Source organism: Limisphaera sp. 4302-co, assembly GCF_049537155.1.
Lineage (GTDB): Bacteria > Verrucomicrobiota > Verrucomicrobiia > Limisphaerales > Limisphaeraceae > Limisphaera.
Genome location: NZ_JBMVQZ010000007.1, coordinates 48037 through 63817 on the forward strand (window position 1 = coordinate 48037; position 15781 = coordinate 63817).

Below are 15781 nucleotides of genomic sequence, written 5' to 3' on the forward strand. Positions count from 1 at the left end.
GCAACCCGTTGCCGGTGCGGATGCGGAGGTGCTTGGTGGGCGGTGGTGGCGCCGGGGTGGATCCACCGGGCGGGAGGTGGATCAGGACGGGTGCGGGGAGGGCTGTTGCCGGGTTGTCATTTTCCCCAAGCGTTTTGGCGTTTTTGTGATCAGGACCTGCGCGGGCGCGGGCTAAATTGGTCCGTGTCAGGTTTGTCAACGCCATGCGAGAAGAAGCCCGCCCGCGTCGGCAGCCGGTGTGGGAGGGCGGGTCTCGTCCTGTTGATCGGGCTGCTGGGTTGTTTGGCACAGGTGGCCCTGTGCGCGGGGTCGGAGAGCACCGCTTTGGAAGGTCCGGTGGAGGTTCCTGTACGCGCCGCGGGGTTTGTGCCCGGGGCGTGCATGTCGGTGGGTCCGGCGGACGCGCGTGTGACGGTGCGTTTGGTGCCGGCACCGGATCCCTACCCGTTCAATCAGGCGTGTGTGAAACAGCGGACCGACGTGGCGCGGATCGGGCCGCGGCCGGACGTGCCCTATTTTCACGTGCGGTGGGCGTTGCCGATTCCACCCGAGAACGACACGAATTTGACCGGGTGGGTGGCCGGGGTGTCTTCGGAGGTGTGGGCGCATAATCACTCGCCGGGGTTCGAAGTTCTGCCCAACGGGGATGTGCTGGCGGTGTATTTCAGTGCGCGGATGGCGTCCGGGGCGGCTGAAAGCGCACCGGACACGCGGTTCGCGCAGGCGCGGCTCCGTTTCGGGGCCGAGGAATGGGAGATGCCGGAGTTGTTTCTGGACTTTGAAGGTTTCAATGATCAGTCGGGTCTGCTGTGGCGGGACGGGGACCGCGTGTGGTTCTTCGGCGGCGGCCGGGGGATGAGTCCGTGGTTGCCGTTCAAGATGGCCGTGAGCACCAACTGCGGGGCGACGTGGACGCTGGAATTGCCGCTGCTGACGGAGCCGGCGCACGATTTCACGGCGCAGCCCATTGCCAATGCGTTTCGCTCCGCGGCGGACGTGATCTACTTCGCGATGGATGCGGCCGGGCAGGAGAGTTTTCTCTGGTCGAGCGCGGACGGTGGCCGCACCTGGCGGGACCAGGGGGGCAGAGTGGCGGGCCGGCACGTCACGGTGGTGCCGTTGGATGAGAGGGGGCATTTGTTGGCGTTCGGCGGGAAGAACGTCAGTTTGAATGGTTGGTCGCCCCGGAGCGAGTCTTCGGACTGGGGGAAGACGTGGAGCCGGCCGGAACCGTCGCCGTTCCCGGCGCTGAGCAGCAACCAGCGGTTGTGCATGATTCGGCTGGCCAACGGGCACCTCTGCATGGTGACCGACGGTGTAACGCGGCGGACGGGTGAATCGCCGCCCGGCTGGAGCCATGGCCCGGGGCCCGTGGTGGCGATTTCGACCAACGACGGTCGGTCGTGGCATGTCAAACCTCTGCCGGTGGCGCTGCCGCACGAGCGGGACCGGCGGGCGGGCACGCTGGGCTATGCCACGGTGCGGCAGGCTCCCAACGGTGTGATCCACGTGCTGGCCACCATGACGCATCCGTGCCTGCATTACGAGTTCAACGAGGCCTGGGTTTTTTCGGATGCCGGCGACAGCGTGCCGGTGTGTGAGGGCGGGCGGATCGAGTCGTACCGCGAGGATTATCCGGACGGGTCGCCGCGCGTGACCTGGAGTGCGCGGATTTGTGCCAGCGGAAGGTACGTTCTTCATGGTCCGGAGGTCGGTTATTATCCCGACGGCCGCCGGGCCCACGAGGTGACATGGGTCAACGGACGGAAGAGCGGGCGTGAGCGTTACTGGGCGCCCGATGGACGGCTGATCTGGGAATGGGAACATCATCCGGATCAGGACCGAAGCGTGTGGACATTGTACGGTCCCGACGGCCGGAAACGGGTGCAATCGACCTGGCACACCCGTCCGCTGGCGCGGGATTTGACCCGGCGTTTTTACGGCCGGCAGGCCGAGGGACCGGTGTACGTTTGGGATGAAGAGGGCCGGCTTGTTTACGAGGGGCGTTTTGTGCAGGGCCGGTTGATGACTCCGCCTCCTTCACGACGATGAACCTGCGTTGGCTCGACGGGTGCGTGCTGCTGATCTACCTGGCCGGGATGGCGGCGGTGGGCTGGCGTCTGGCCCGGCGTCAGACCTCCACCGAGGCGTATTTCGTGGCGCGCCGGTCCGTGCCGCACTGGGCGATGGGCCTGTCCGTGTTCGCCACCCTCATCAGCAGCATCACGTTCATTGCCTATCCGGGCTCGGGCTTTGCCGGGAACTGGAGCGAGTTGGTTCCGGGGATCATGGTGCTGGTGGTGCTGGGGCTGGTGGGTGCGGTGGTCATTCCCTTCTATCGCGAGGCCGTCGGCATGAGCGCCTACGAATACTTTGGTCAGCGGTTCGGATACGGTGTTCGGGCGTACACGGGCCTGGCCTTCATTGCGGGGCATTTTTCGAAGATGGGGTTCGTGCTCTATCTGATGGCACTCACGGCCAGCAGCATGACCGGGTGGAACGTTTACATGCTGCTTTTGTTGGTGGGGTTGGTGACCCTGTTTTACACGTGGTTGGGCGGTTTGGAGGCGGTCATCTGGACCGATGTGGTGCAGGGGCTGCTGATGTGGTTGGGGGCGCTGATTGTGCTGGGGATGCTGCTTTGGATGATCCCCGGTGGTCCGGGTGCGGCCGTGGAGCATGCGGCGCGGGCGGGGAAGTTCCAGCTCGGCCACTGGCATTTCGATCCTGCCGATGCACGCAGTTTCTGGGTGATGGCATTGTACGGGTTCTTCTGGTACCTGCAGAAGTACGGGGCGGATCAGACGGTGGTGCAGCGGTATCTGGTGGCGCGGTCGCATCGGGATGCCTTCCGGGGTGTGGCGTTGGGAGCGGTGCTTTGCGTGCCGATCTGGACATTGTTCATGTTCGTCGGAACGCTGTTGTGGACCTACTACGATCTGGGCGGGGCGCCCCTGCCGGATGCGGTGCTGGATGCGAACGGGCAGGTCCAGGCGGACAAGGTTTTTCCGCATTTTCTTTCGACGCAACTGCCGGCCGGGCTGGCCGGGTTGTTTGTGGCTGCATTGCTGGGCGCGGGGATGTCCACCCTTTCGTCGGATCTGAACTGTCTGGCGGCGGTGGGTGTGGAGGATTACTACCGCCGGTTTCGGCCCGGAGCGAGCGATGCGACGCGGTTGCGTGTGGGCCGGGTGGTGGTGCTGGCTGCGGGTGTTTTGTCGACGGCCATAGCGGCCTTGATTGCGTGGAGGGGGGAACGGGTGCTGTCGTTTTACTATGCGGTGACCTCGATCGTATCCGGGGGCCTGGCGGGGTTGTTTCTGCTGGCGTTTTTGAGTCGGCGCGCCAATCGGCGGGGGATCTGGATGGGGATTGTAGCGAACCTGTTGTTCACGGCGTGGGCGGTGCTGACGCGGGGAACGGATCCGTGGCTGGACCTGGGCGAGTACAACTATCGGTGGTCGGGTGTGATGATCGGGATCCTGGGACACTTTGTGGTGTTGATCGTGGGGTATGTGGCGAGCTGGTGTTTTCGTCCGGATCCGGATCCCGGGCGGACGTTTTGGGACTGGCGGCGGGCGCGTGTCAGGGAGAGGGCCTTGGTCGAGGGTGGTGGCGTATGAGTGGGGTGACGCTGCAACAGGTGCCGACATTGGCGGTGGGGGAGGGTTGCGCTGCCGGGGTGGGGCGGTGGTTGAAGCAGCGTGGTTGCCGGCGCCCGTTGCTGGTGAGCTGTGCGGTGCTGGACGAGACCTGCCGGCGTCTGATGCGGGTGTGGGAGGGGGAGGGGCTGGAGTTTGCGTATCTGCCGGAGGTGCCGGCCGAGCCCACGGTGGTACAGTTCGAGGCGCTGCGTGCGTCGGCGCGGGAACGGGCCCCGGACGCGGTGGTGGGGCTGGGTGGCGGCAGTGTATTGGATGTGGCGAAGTTGCTGGCGGCGTTGCTGGACCGGCCCGGTCCGGTGACGGCTGCATGGGGGATCGACCGCCTGGAGGGTCGGAGCCTTCCGTTGGTGTGTCTGCCGAGCACGGCGGGCACGGGGAGCGAGGTGTCGCCGAATGCGATTCTGTTGGACGAGAGCGCCGGGTTGAAACAGGGCGTGATCAGCCGGTTTTTGGTGCCGGACGCGGCCTTTGTGGATCCGGAGCTGACTTACAGCCTGCCTCCGGGTGTGACGGCGGCCACAGGTTTCGACGCGCTGACGCACTGCATTGAGGCGTACGCAAATCGTCATGCGCATCCCTGGGTGGACGCGGTGGCGTTGCAGGGGATTCGCTGGATTGGTGCGCATTTGGTTCGGGCGGTGCGGGATGGCGGGGATCGGGAAGCCCGCCGGTATCTGGCGTACGGCAGTTTGTGCGGCGGGCTTTGTCTGGGGCCGGTGAACACGGCGGCGGTGCATGCTTTGGCCTATCCGCTGGGCGGCCGGTTTCGGGTTCCGCACGGCGTGGCCAACGCGGTGCTGTTGGCGCATGTGTTGCGTTTCAATCTCGGGTCGGCTCCGGAGCGTTACGCGGAGGTGGCGCGTGCGTTGGGCGTGGCGGAACCGGGACCTGCCGAGGAGGTGGCGCGGCGAGGTCTGGAACGGATCGAGGAGATGGCGCGGGCCTGCGGGCTGCCGCGTGGGTTGTCGGAACTGGGGGTGCGCAGGGAGGACCTGCCCGCCATGGCGCAGGCGGCTGTTCAGGTGCAGCGGCTGTTGCGGAACAACCCGCGACCGGTGAGCGAGGCGGATGCGCGGGCCATTTACGAGGCGGCTTTTTGAACTGAACATGAAGGATTCCGAAAAATGGCAGGGAGTGGTGGTTCCCATGGTCACGCCCGTGACTGCGGAGGGGCGACTGGACGAGGCCGTGGTGGACACCATGGTGGGGTTTCTGGTGGAGCACGGGGTGGACGGTTTGTTCGTCCTGGGCACGACGGGCGAGGGCGCCTCGGTGCCCCGGGAGGATGCGGTGCGGTTGGTGGAGCGCGTGGTGGGCTGCGCGGCCGGGCGTGTGCCGGTGTATGCGGGGCTGGGTGAGCTGTCGGATCCGCGGGGTGGCGACGGCAACGCGTACCTGGAGAAGGGGGCCAGTGTGTTGGTGGCGCGGCCGCCGACGCGGCTGCCGGCCGGGCAGTTGCCGCGGTGGACGGAGAGCCTGTTGAGCAGTCTGGACGGGCCGGTCATGCTTTACAACATTCCCACGCTCAACGGGGTCTCGGTGCCGTTGGAATTGCTGGAGTCGTGGGCAGGTCATCCCCGGCTGGTGGGAATCAAGGACTCCGAGAATGACGCGGCGCGGCTGCGGCGGTTGTTGGAGCGGCTGGGTGGCCGGCCGGATTTCTCGGTCTTTGTGGGTGTGGGCGCCTTGATGGCGGAGGGACTGCGTCTGGGTGCCGACGGGATTGTGCCCAGCGTGGCGAACCTGATTCCGGATGTTTGCGTGGCGATGTGGCGCGCGGCGCGACGCGGCGACTGGGCCGCTGTGGAGACCTGTGCACGGCGGGCGCTGGAGGTGGCGAGTTTGTACCAGAACGGCCGTACGTTGGGCGAATCGCTGGCGGCCCTGAAAGCGGCGCTGGCGGTGCGGGGCCTCTGCGGGCACTGGGTGTTGCCGCCGTTGCTGCCGATGAACCCGGCGGAAATCGAAGGGGTCCGTTCCACCATGCAGACGCTGCAGTTGCTCGCATGAACCCGGCTCTGGCGGTTCGACCGGTTTTGGGTGTGACGATGGGCGATCCGGCCGGCGTGGGACCGGAACTGGCGGTTCGGACGTTGGCGTTGCCGGAGGTGCTCGGGTCTTGTGTGCCGGTGTTGTTTGCCGGCGGGGCCGTACTGGAGCGGTTGTCGAGTGCGGGGCTGGGCGAACTGCCCTGGGAGAGAGTGTCCCGGGAGGCGTGGTGGCGCCGGGGCCGGCCAAGTGAACCTCTGATCGTGGATTGCGGCGAGCCGGACTGCGGAGGTTGGTCGCCCGGGGAGATCTCGGAGGCATGCGGTCGGGCGGCCTGGCAGTACATTGAAACGGCCGCTCGAAGTGCGCAGGCAGGTCAGGTGGACGGTGTGGTGACCCTGCCGGTGCACAAGGTTGCGTTGCGCCGTGCGGGCGTGCCCCATGCGGGTCACACGGAGATTTTCACCGCTCTCACCGGTGCGAAGCGAACCTGCATGATGCTTCACAGCCAGCTGCTGACGGTCAGCATGGTGACCACCCACATCGGTTACGCCGAGGTTCCGGAGCGGCTGAGCGTGGAGCGGATCCTGGACGTGATCGAACTGACGGGTGAAGCGTGCCGGCGGATGCTGGGTCGGGAACCGCGACTGGCGGTCTGTGGTTTGAATCCGCATGCGGGTGAGAACGGGCTGTTCGGTCGCGGGGAGGAGGAACGGTTCATTCGTCCGGCGGTGGAGGCAGCGCGGCGCGGAGGTTGGCAGGTGGAAGGTCCGCTGCCACCGGATACGGCCTTTGCGCCGTTTCAGCGTGAACGGTTCGATGCCTGGGTCGCCATGTATCATGATCAGGGGCACATTCCGTTCAAGATGCTGGCCTTCGACACCGGCGTGAATGTGACACTGGGTCTTCCCATGATCCGGACCTCGGTGGATCACGGGACAGCGTTCGACATTGCCTGGCAGGGCAAGGCGCGAAACGAGAGCCTGCGTGCGGCGCTGCGCGTGGCGGCGCGACTGGCAGCGGCGGGCCAAGGATGAAACTGGTCGTCGTGGCGGACGATCTGACGGGGGCTGCCGAGCTGGCAGGCGCGGCGTGGGCACGGGGATTGTCCGCCTGCGTGGCGCGCCGGTCGCCCTGGCCGGAGGGATGCGACGTCTTGTGCGTGGACACCGACACGCGGGACCTGCCTGCGGATGAGGCGGGGCGAATCGTGGGGGATGTTGCGCGGGCGTTGGGGCGGCTGGTCGGGGTGCGGTTTTACAAGAAGGTGGACTCGGTCTTGCGCGGTCCGGTGCTTGCCGAACTGGAGGCGATGCGTCAGGCGTTGGGCCGGCCGTGTGTGTTGCTGTTGCCGGCGAATCCCAGCCGGGGCCGCGTCATTCGAGACGGTCACTATTTCATCCAGGATGTCCCGCTGGATCGGACGGAGTTTGCACGCGATCCGCGGCATCCGCGTGCGAGCTCGGATGTGTGCCGCCTGCTGGGGCCGCAAGAGGGGGTGAGTGTTGTGGTTCGCCGGCCCGGGCAATCCCTGCCGGAGAAGGGGATCGTGGTTGCGGATGCCGGATCGGAGGCGGATGTGGAGGCGTGGGCAGGGTTGTGGACCGAAACCCTCTTGGCGGCCGGTGGGGTGGATTTCTTTCGGGCCCTGCTTGATCGTTGGGCGGCCGAGGAGGGTAAGCGACCGGCAAGGCACGGGTCTGCAGGCACTTCGCGTGTCTGCGAGGAACGGACGGGCTCCGGTGCTGCGTCCGGGCTGAGAATTCTCATGGTTTCGGGCACGGCCAGTCCTCAGGCGCGGGCATGGCGGGAGGCGTCCGAGCGTGCCGGCATACCGGTGGTCGGCTTGTTCGATGGTGGCGGGTCCGTCGGCGGCGGCGTCGGCCCCGGCTGGGAGGGCAAGGTGGCCATGTGTGCGTCTGCGCTGGCGAGGGTCGGTCGGATGATTCTTTTTCTGGGCGCCATTGCGGCGCCGGGTGCACCGGGGTCGGGCCCGGCCGGCTGGGTGGAGAGTCTGGCGCGTGCGGCCGGTTTGGTTTGGGGGAGGTCGAAGCCGGATCTGTTGTTGTTGGAAGGTGGTGCCACTGCAGCGGCCGTGTTGGACGGATTTCCGTGGGGCGCGTGGCGGGCGGTCCGGGAGTGGGCTCCCGGTGTGGTGGAGTTGCGAGGGCTGGAGACGGATCGGCCGGCGGTGATCGTGAAGCCGGGGAGCTATCCCTGGCCGGAGTCGATTCGCGAGCTGTGGTTCGTGGGACGGCGGCTGTGAAGAGCCCGGCCCGGCGTGGAAGTGCGAGGTCCGGCCCTTTTTTCAGGGCACGCTTTCCAAGAGATGCCTTGCCACCAGGCGCATTTCCTCGCGTGTGCGATCCCACTCCTGCTGGAGGCGGGCGAGGTCGGGTTCAAAGACCTGTCGTGCCCAGGCTTGCGCGCGGAGTTGTGCCTCGCCGATCCAGACGTGGGGTGGTTCGGGCAGCGCGGTTTCTGAGGGCCGGGATGGGTGTCCCAGCCACAGGGCGACTGCCAGGGCGGCGGTGAGGCCCGCGGGAATCCACACCGCGGGCCGAAGGAATCGCAGGAGTTCAGGCGTGCGTACCGTGGATCGGGGACCCGACTGTTGCCGGACGGCACGGCGAATTCGGTCGTGCAGGTCCGCGGGGGGTGGGGGAAGGGCAGGGCGGTGTTGCTGGAGGGCCTGGTGCAGCTGTGTCCAGGCACGTACTTGTGGATCTGTGGTGCGAGGGTCGAGCCGGTCCGTGGACGTGCCACGGCCGCGTGGTTCGGCGTCCCAGTGGGTCGAGATGGTCCAGAGTGTCCACCAGCGTTTCATGGGCGTGAATGGTGTGTGAAAGGGGCGGGGGGAAGTGTAGCCGCCGTTGCCTCGTGGTGCAACGTGGTGCCGGTTTGATCGGTGGTTCCTGCGGTGCTGTTTTCCGTGTTCAACCGATTTTTCCAGGACCGGGCCAGCGTTTGGCGGGCGCGGAACAGCAGGACCTTCACGTGGACGCGCGTCAGGTCGAGGGCTTCGGCGATTTCGGCCACGGACAGCTCCTCGTGGTACCGATGCCAGAGGACCTGGAACTGCAGCGGGGGCAATCGCCGGCGGGCCCATTCCCAGAGGTCGGTGAAGGTTTCCGTGTCGGCGGCGAGCCGGTCGGGTGGATGATGGGGATCGCGCAGGGAGTCGTTCAGTTCGTGTGTTTCCGGCGGGCGGGCGCGGAGGTGATCGCGCCATTTGTTGCGCGCCAGGGCGAGCAGCCAGGGCAGCCAGCGCCGCCGGGCATTAAAGGTTTCCAATCTTCGGTAGGCGGTGATGAACGTTTCCTGGACGAGGTCGGCTGCGGTGTGGGGATTGCGGCAGCAGGCGTAAAGGAAACGCCAGACCCGGTCGTGGTGCCGCCGCACCAGCTCGTCAAAGGCCGCGAGGTCTCCGTCACGGGCGCGCGTGGCCAGGGCCTCGTCGGTCTCTGTTTGGATGGGTTCCATGGGCGGGACCCCAGGTTGGGGCTGATCCGGCAGGGGACTTTCCCTGCCGGTCGGCGCGTCGGGTTGGGATTCTGCGCCGGGTTTTGGTTCGGCTTGACCGGTTGTTTGCGACCGTTTGAGGGTTGGACTTTTCGGCTGCAGCCCGAATTCGATTCAGGACGTCCTGGACGGGGACGGTCAATCCCAGGGTGATGATTGCGCCGGAGCGCTCGACCTGGAGGGCGCGTGCCAGCCACTGGGCGTCCGGCTTGTCCTGTTGCAGCGCCAGCAATCCCATCAGCCCGCGCACGACGTTCTCCAGCTGGAGGGCGATTTCTTCGTTGTCGGTTTCCAGGGTGAGTTGGCCCCGGAGTTGTTGGCCGGTCTCCCGGACCGCCAGTCGCATGAGCCGGCTCTGTCGGAACACGGCGCCCTGGGGGTCCTGATCCGAGACGGCACCGCCGCGTGCGAGGCCCACCAGGAAGGCGTCGCGCGGGATGGCTTGGACGAGAGGGGCGTCCAGGAGGAGGTTGGGGCGGAGGCGATCCAGCACGTCGAGGGCCTCGCTGACGCGTTCGGCCCGCTGGCCGAAGATGACGACGCGGCTTTGATAAATGGCGGCGTAGGTACGGGCGGGGGCGCCGTTTCGGGGCGGTCGTTTTTCGTCGATCCAGTGGTGGATGGTGTGGTTCCGGTGGCCGAGCGTCTGATGGTCCCTGGCGGCCTGCGCCAGGGCGGTCAACTGAGCGGCGTCCACGTCTGCGTAGACGAGGAGGACGCCGTCCTCCTGGGCCTTGGTGGGGCTGTAGAGGGTCAGGCCGTGAAGGGCGGTGCGGGGGTCGAACCGGAACATGGCTTTGAAGGCCTCGAGCTTTTTCCGGTGTTCCTCTTTTTCCAGTTCGGTGAGGATATGTTGTCCGAGGGTGGTTAGCCGGAAGGCGTCCAGGTCCCAGTGCAAGACCCAGGCAGGTTGTTGGGGGACGTCCGCAGGCTGCAGGGGTGCGGCGGGGGCCATGGTCAGGCCGGTGGCCAGCGTCGCGCCCGCGATCCAGGTGCGCCATGGTTGCCGTGGTGTCATGGGAGTTTTCGTGTGCAGAGTTTTCGTGTTCATACCGCCCGGATGTACGGGGGCCGGCCGCGCGAGGTTACAAAAAAGAGGGGACCGGCCGCAGCCGGTCCCCCGGGGACGAGCCGTTTTGCTCCGCAGGATTTCGGCTCAGTAATCCATGTCGCTCATGTCACCGTGCCCCTTGGAGCCTTTTTTCTCCTTTTCGGGGATCTCGGTGATGAGGCACTCGGTGGTCAGGAGCAGACCGGCGATCGAGGCCGCGTTCTGCAGCGCGGTGCGGGTGACCTTCTTGGGATCGACCACACCGGCTTTGACGAGGTCCTCGTACTGGCCGGTGACGACGTTGTAACCCTCGTTGCCCTTCCGGCGTTTGACTTCCTCGACGATGACCGAGCCTTCCACGCCGGCGTTGTTGGCGAGCTCGCGCAACGGGGCTTCGATGGCGCGTTTGACGATGTCCACGCCGATCTTCTCATCCTCGTTGGCGGGCTCGACGGCATTGATGGCGTTCAGGCAACGGAGCAGGGCGACACCCCCGCCGGGGACGATACCCTCCTCGACGGCAGCGCGGGTGGCGTGCAGGGCGTCCTCCACGCGGGCCTTCTTTTCCTTCATTTCGGTCTCGGTGGCCGCACCCACATGGATGACCGCCACGCCACCGGCCAGCTTGGCCAGCCGCTCCTGCAGTTTCTCGCGGTCGTAATCCGAGGTGGTTTCCTCGATCTGGCGGCGGATCTGGTTGACCCGACCCTGGATCTCGGAGGGTTTGCCGTGGCCCTCGACGATCGTGGTGTTTTCCTTGTCCACGATGACGGTCTTGGCACGGCCGAGATCGCTCAGCTCGACGTTCTCGAGCTTGATGCCGAGGTCTTCGCTGATGAACTTGCCGCCGGTCAGGATGGCGATGTCCTCGCACATGGCCTTGCGGCGGTCGCCGAAGCCGGGGGCTTTGACGGCGCAGCACTGGAGGGTGCCCCGCAGCTTGTTGACGACCAACGTGGCCAGCGCCTCACCCTCGACCTCCTCGGCGATGATCAGGAGCGGTTTGCCGGCCTTGGCCACCTTTTCCAGCAGCGGCAGGATGTCCTTCAGGCTGCTGATCTTCTTTTCATAGATGAGGATGTAGGCGTCCTCGAGCTTGCACTCCATCGTCTCGGCATTGGTGATGAAGTAGGGCGACAGGTAGCCCTTGTCGAACTGCATGCCTTCGACGACTTCGAGTGTGGTCTCGATGGACTTGGCCTCCTCGACGGTGATGGTGCCGTCCTTGCCCACCTTGTCCATGGCATCGGCGATGATTTCGCCGATGGCGGTGTCCCAGTTGGCGGACACGGTGGCCACCTGTTTGATTTCCTCCTTGTCCTTGACCTTTTTGGCGAGTTTTTCCAGGTGGGCGACGGCGGCGTCCACGGCTTTCTGGATGCCGCGCTGGATGCCGATGGGGTTGGCGCCCGAGGTGACGAATTTCAGGCCTTCCCGGTAGATGGCCTCGGCCAGGACGGTCGCGGTGGTGGTACCGTCACCGGCGGCGTCGCTGGTCTTGCTGGCCACTTCCCGGACCATCTGGGCGCCCATGTTTTCATAGGGATCTTCCAGTTCGATTTCCTTGGCCACGGTGACACCGTCCTTGGTGACCGTGGGGGAACCGAACTTCTTGTCGATGACCACGTTGCGGCCCTTGGGGCCGAGCGTGGCCGTGACGGCCTTGGAGAGTTTGGTCACGCCGCGCAGGATGGCCATGCGCGCGGCTTCATCGAAGAGGAGTTGTTTGGCTGCCATAGTTCAATGCCTTTGTGAATTCAAATTGTACGGATCTGGGTTGGTCCGGCCTGTCATTCCAGAATGGCCAACAGGTCGTCGGAGCTCATCAGCTTGTATTCCTTGTCGTCCACCTTGATTTCGGTGCCGCCGTATTTGCTGACGAGCACCCGGTCACCGACCTTGACCTCGAAGGGGATGCGTTTGCCGTTTTCATCGAGTTTGCCCGTGCCCAATGCACGGACAATGCCTTCCTGGGGTTTCTCCTTGGCGGTGTCGGGGATGATGATCCCGCCCTTCTTGACTTCCTTCTCTTCGACCGGCTCGATGAGCACCCGGTCGCCGAGTGGTTTGATGTTCAGTGCCATAGTCAGTTGTTCGGATGGTTACGCTGTTGTTTTGGGTTTGCCCGCGTTTCCCTGCCCGTCGCAACCCGGACGACGGGGGGACATCCGGGCCGGCCGGCTGGCCGACCCCGGATGGTCAGATCCCTCCGGCCGCCCGGCCGGGGGAGCCGGGAAATCCGTTTATTTCCGGTCCTTGTCGTCCACCACTTCGGCGTCGATGACCGGACCTTCTTCCTCGCCCTTCTTGGAGGACCGTTCTTCGCGGCCTGCGCCTGTGGTGGAGCCGGAGGCACCCTGGCCGGCGCGGGCGCGCTCGGCCGCCGAACGGTACAGCGCCTCGCTGACCGACTGCCAGACTTCCATCAGTTTCTCCGTGGCGGCCCGGATGGGAGCGGCCTCGTCGTTCTTCAGGGCGTCCTTGACCGCTTGCACGGCCCGTTCGATGCGTTCCTTGTCGCTGGCGCTGATCTTGTCGCCGTTTTCGCGCAGGAACTTTTCGGACCGGTAGATGGCGTTGTCGGCTTCGTTGCGTGCCTCGGCTGCTTCGCGTCGGCGCCGGTCCTCCTCGGCGTGCAGTTCGGCCTCCTTGCGCATGCGTTCGACCTCTTCCTTGGTGAGGCCGCTGCTGGCGGTGATGGTGATTTTTTGTTCCTTGCCGGTGCCGAGGTCCTTGGCGCTGACGTGCAGGATGCCGTTGGCGTCGATGTCGAAGGTGACCTCGATCTGCGGCACCCCGCGCGGTGCGGGCGGGATGTCGGTCAGGGTGAACCGGCCGATGGTCTTGTTGTCGCGGGCCATCGGGCGTTCGCCCTGCAGGACGTGGATTTCCACACTGGTCTGGTTGTCACTGGCGGTGGAGAAGATCTCGGATTTGCGCGTGGGGATCGTGGTGTTGCGTTCGATGAGTTTGGTGAACACGCCGCCGAGGGTTTCGATGCCCAGCGACAGGGGCGTGACGTCCAAGAGCAGGACGTCCTTGACCTCGCCCTTGAGCACGCCGCCCTGGATGGCCGCGCCCACGGCCACGACCTCGTCCGGGTTGACCCCCTGGTGGGGATCCTTGCCGATGAGGCGGCGGGCCGTTTCCACCACCTTGGGCATGCGGGTCATGCCGCCCACCAGGACCAGTTCGTCCACGTCTTCCGCTTTCAGACCCGCATCACGCAGGCAGGCCTGGACCGGACCGACCGTGCGTTCGAACAAATCCTCGCAAAGCTGTTCCATCTTGGCCCGGGTGAGTTTCATGTGGATGTGTTTCGGGCCGCTGGCATCTGCCGTGATGAAGGGCAGGTTGATCTCGTACACCAAGGTGGAACTGAGGGCGATCTTGGCTTTCTCGGCCTCTTCCTTGATGCGCTGCAGGGCGTCGGGCTGCTTGCGCAGATCGATCCCGTGTTCCTTGCGGAACTCCTCCAGGATCCAGTCCATGATGCGGTTGTCCCAGTCGTCGCCGCCGAGGTGGGTGTCACCGTTGGTGGCCTTGACTTCGAACACCCCGTCGCCGATTTCCAGGACGGAGATATCAAAGGTACCGCCGCCGAGGTCGTAGACGGCTATGACCTCGTCTTTCTTTTTGTCGAGGCCGTAGGCCAGGGAGGCAGCCGTGGGCTCGTTGATGATGCGCAGCACTTCCAGCCCGGCGATGCGCCCGGCGTCCTTGGTGGCCTGCCGTTGGGCGTCGTTGAAGTAGGCGGGGACGGTGATGACGGCCTGCGTGATTTTCTCGCCCAGCCGCATCTCGGCGTCGGCTTTGAGCTTCTGCAGGATCATGGCCGAGATCTCCTGCGGGCTGAACTGTTTGGGTTTGCCGCCGACCTCGACCTCCACCCAGGCGTCGCCGTTGGGGCCTTCGATGACCTTGTAGGGCACGCGTTTGATTTCTTCCTGGACCTCGCTGAATTTGCGGCCCATGAAGCGCTTGATGGAGTAGATGGTGTTGCGCGGGTTGGTGATGGCCTGCCGCTTGGCGGCGTCGCCGACCAGTCGTTCACCGTCTTTGGTAAAGGCCACCACCGAGGGCGTCACCCGCCGGCCTTCCGAGTTCTCCAGCACAACCGGCTCGCCCCCTTCCATCACAGCCATGCACGAATTTGTCGTGCCCAGGTCAATTCCCAAAACTTTAGCCATAAGCAAATCCTCCTGCGGTTCTCGTCGCCCTCAATGGCAATTTGCACTTGTTCGAAAAGCTAGAGGAGTGCCAAACGGGCACGTTTTCGATAAGTTACTTGTGTGTAACAACTTGAGTTTGGATCTGTCGGTGACGGCTTTTTCTTGCCATGTGTCAGGTGGGTCGATGTGACACGGTTTTTCTTGGGTTCGGGTTGGGGTTGGCACAAGGATGGTGTTTTGGGGGGGGGCCGGGGTGTGTGGATGGGTTGGGCCGGGTGGGAATGGGCTTGGCTGGTGGAGCGGGGTGATTCAACTTGGCGGATATGGCCAACGGGGCAGGGAGACTGACGGGGCCGGCGCTGGCCCGGTACATTGAGCACACGTTGTTGCGGCCTGATGCGACGCGGGGGCAGATCGAGAGGTTGTGCGAGGAAGCGCGCACGCACGGGTTTTATGGCGTGTGCGTGAACGGTTCGCGGGTGGAGCTGGCGTCGTATTTGCTGGAGGAAACGGATGTGCGTGTGGTGGCGGTGGTGGGTTTCCCGCTGGGGGCGATGAGCGGGGATGTGAAACGGTTTGAGACGGAGGCGGCGGTGGACGACGGTGCGCATGAGGTTGACATGGTGATGAACATCGGGCTGTTGAAGGACGGCGAGTACAAGCGTTTGCTGCGGGAGTTGAGGGATGTGGTGGAGGCTGCGGACGAGCGGCCGGTGAAGGTGATTTTGGAGACGGGCCTGTTGACGCAGGAGGAGAAGGTTCGGGCCTGCGAGCTGGTGCTCGATTCTGGAGCGCGGTTTGTGAAGACCTCGACCGGTTTTGGTCCGGGTGGTGCGACGATTGAGGATGTGCGGTTGTTGCGGCAGACGGTGGGGGACCGGCTGGGTGTGAAGGCTTCGGGCGGGATTCGCGACACGGCCACGGCGCTGGCGATGATCGAGGCGGGAGCCGATCGGATTGGCACGTCGAGTGGTGTGGCGATCGTGCGCGGGTTGGCGGCGCCCGAAGGTGTGGGCGGGGTGTCGGGCTACTGATCGGGTGCGAGGGCACTGGTTTTTGATTGGGTTAGTGGAGGCTGGTGGGAGGCCGGCAGCGGGCGCCGGGCCTGTTGCATTTTCCCTCTTGCGCGCGGCAGGGTGCTGTGCTAAGTAAAGGGCGCACTGAATCGCGGGGTGGAGCAGCCTGGTAGCTCGCAAGGCTCATAACCTTGAGGTCGGTGGTTCAAATCCACCCCCCGCAACCAGATTTCGACACCGCCCTGATCCGAGGAGGGTCAGGGCGGTTGTGTTTTCGGTCCCGGGTATCCGATCGCGGGCGGAAGGGTTCGGGCCCATCCAATGTTGGCGCTGGTTGCCTCGTCCGACCGTTCCGGCTGGGTTGCG

General features: G+C 65.3%; 13 protein-coding genes and 1 tRNA gene. 8 read left to right on the forward strand and 6 right to left on the reverse strand.

Annotated features, from left to right (window positions below; all coding sequences use genetic code 11):
- The first annotated feature begins 183 nt into the window (after positions 1–183).
- The 6 genes from ACPDIX_RS08560 to ACPDIX_RS08585 are packed head-to-tail and all read left to right on the forward strand — an operon-like array spanning position 184 to position 7920.
- Entirely contained in the window at positions 184–2052 is a 1869-nt protein-coding gene (locus ACPDIX_RS08560; RefSeq protein WP_423431369.1) for an exo-alpha-sialidase, read from the forward strand.
- Positions 2049–3623, forward strand: coding sequence for a sodium:solute symporter (locus tag ACPDIX_RS08565; RefSeq protein ID WP_423431370.1), 1575 nt, complete (start codon positions 2049–2051; stop codon positions 3621–3623). The genes ACPDIX_RS08560 and ACPDIX_RS08565 overlap by 4 nt, the downstream gene beginning before the upstream one ends.
- Complete coding sequence (locus ACPDIX_RS08570; RefSeq protein WP_423431371.1) at positions 3620–4765, forward strand: iron-containing alcohol dehydrogenase; 1146 nt, start codon at positions 3620–3622, stop codon at positions 4763–4765. Before ACPDIX_RS08565 ends, ACPDIX_RS08570 begins: the two co-directional genes overlap by 4 nt.
- 7 nt (positions 4766–4772) lie before the next feature.
- Entirely contained in the window at positions 4773–5675 is a 903-nt protein-coding gene (locus tag ACPDIX_RS08575) for a dihydrodipicolinate synthase family protein (protein WP_423431372.1), read from the forward strand.
- A complete protein-coding gene (gene pdxA / locus ACPDIX_RS08580) occupies positions 5672–6691 on the forward strand; it encodes a 4-hydroxythreonine-4-phosphate dehydrogenase PdxA (protein WP_423431373.1) in 1020 nt (339 codons plus the stop codon). Before ACPDIX_RS08575 ends, pdxA begins: the two co-directional genes overlap by 4 nt.
- Positions 6688–7920 carry a four-carbon acid sugar kinase family protein gene (locus ACPDIX_RS08585; protein WP_423431374.1) on the forward strand — a complete coding sequence of 411 codons (1233 nt, stop codon included), beginning with the start codon at positions 6688–6690 and terminating at the stop codon, positions 7918–7920. The genes pdxA and ACPDIX_RS08585 overlap by 4 nt, the downstream gene beginning before the upstream one ends.
- A gap of 42 nt (positions 7921–7962) precedes the next feature.
- On the opposite strand, the gene ACPDIX_RS08590 is transcribed toward ACPDIX_RS08585, so the two are convergent.
- The 6 genes from ACPDIX_RS08590 to dnaK form a co-directional block, all read right to left on the reverse strand.
- Positions 7963–8481 (reverse strand): hypothetical protein, encoded by a 519-nt coding sequence (locus ACPDIX_RS08590; RefSeq protein WP_423431375.1) that lies wholly within the window; start codon positions 8479–8481, stop codon positions 7963–7965.
- Positions 8478–9137 carry an RNA polymerase sigma factor gene (locus ACPDIX_RS08595; protein ID WP_423431376.1) on the reverse strand — a complete coding sequence of 220 codons (660 nt, stop codon included), beginning with the start codon at positions 9135–9137 and terminating at the stop codon, positions 8478–8480. The genes ACPDIX_RS08590 and ACPDIX_RS08595 overlap by 4 nt, the downstream gene beginning before the upstream one ends.
- Positions 9085–10194: a hypothetical protein gene (locus ACPDIX_RS08600; protein ID WP_423431377.1), complete on the reverse strand. Its 1110-nt coding sequence runs from the start codon at positions 10192–10194 to the stop codon at positions 9085–9087. The genes ACPDIX_RS08595 and ACPDIX_RS08600 overlap by 53 nt, the downstream gene beginning before the upstream one ends.
- A 138-nt stretch (positions 10195–10332) precedes the next feature.
- Positions 10333–11964 carry a chaperonin GroEL gene (gene groL / locus ACPDIX_RS08605; RefSeq protein WP_423431378.1) on the reverse strand — a complete coding sequence of 544 codons (1632 nt, stop codon included), beginning with the start codon at positions 11962–11964 and terminating at the stop codon, positions 10333–10335.
- Positions 11965–12017: 53 nt separating this feature from the next.
- Positions 12018–12311, reverse strand: coding sequence for a co-chaperone GroES (locus ACPDIX_RS08610; RefSeq protein WP_165109198.1), 294 nt, complete (start codon positions 12309–12311; stop codon positions 12018–12020).
- A gap of 159 nt (positions 12312–12470) precedes the next feature.
- Positions 12471–14417: a molecular chaperone DnaK gene (dnaK, locus tag ACPDIX_RS08615; RefSeq protein WP_423431379.1), complete on the reverse strand. Its 1947-nt coding sequence runs from the start codon at positions 14415–14417 to the stop codon at positions 12471–12473.
- A 305-nt stretch (positions 14418–14722) separates the two neighbouring features.
- Between dnaK and deoC the strand changes: the two genes are divergently transcribed.
- Together deoC and ACPDIX_RS08625 are read left to right on the forward strand one after the other, a co-directional pair.
- Positions 14723–15433, forward strand: coding sequence for a deoxyribose-phosphate aldolase (gene deoC, locus ACPDIX_RS08620; protein ID WP_423431380.1), 711 nt, complete (start codon positions 14723–14725; stop codon positions 15431–15433).
- Positions 15434–15565: 132 nt separating this feature from the next.
- Positions 15566–15642: transfer RNA gene (locus ACPDIX_RS08625), tRNA-Met, on the forward strand.
- Positions 15643–15781 lie beyond the last annotated feature (139 nt).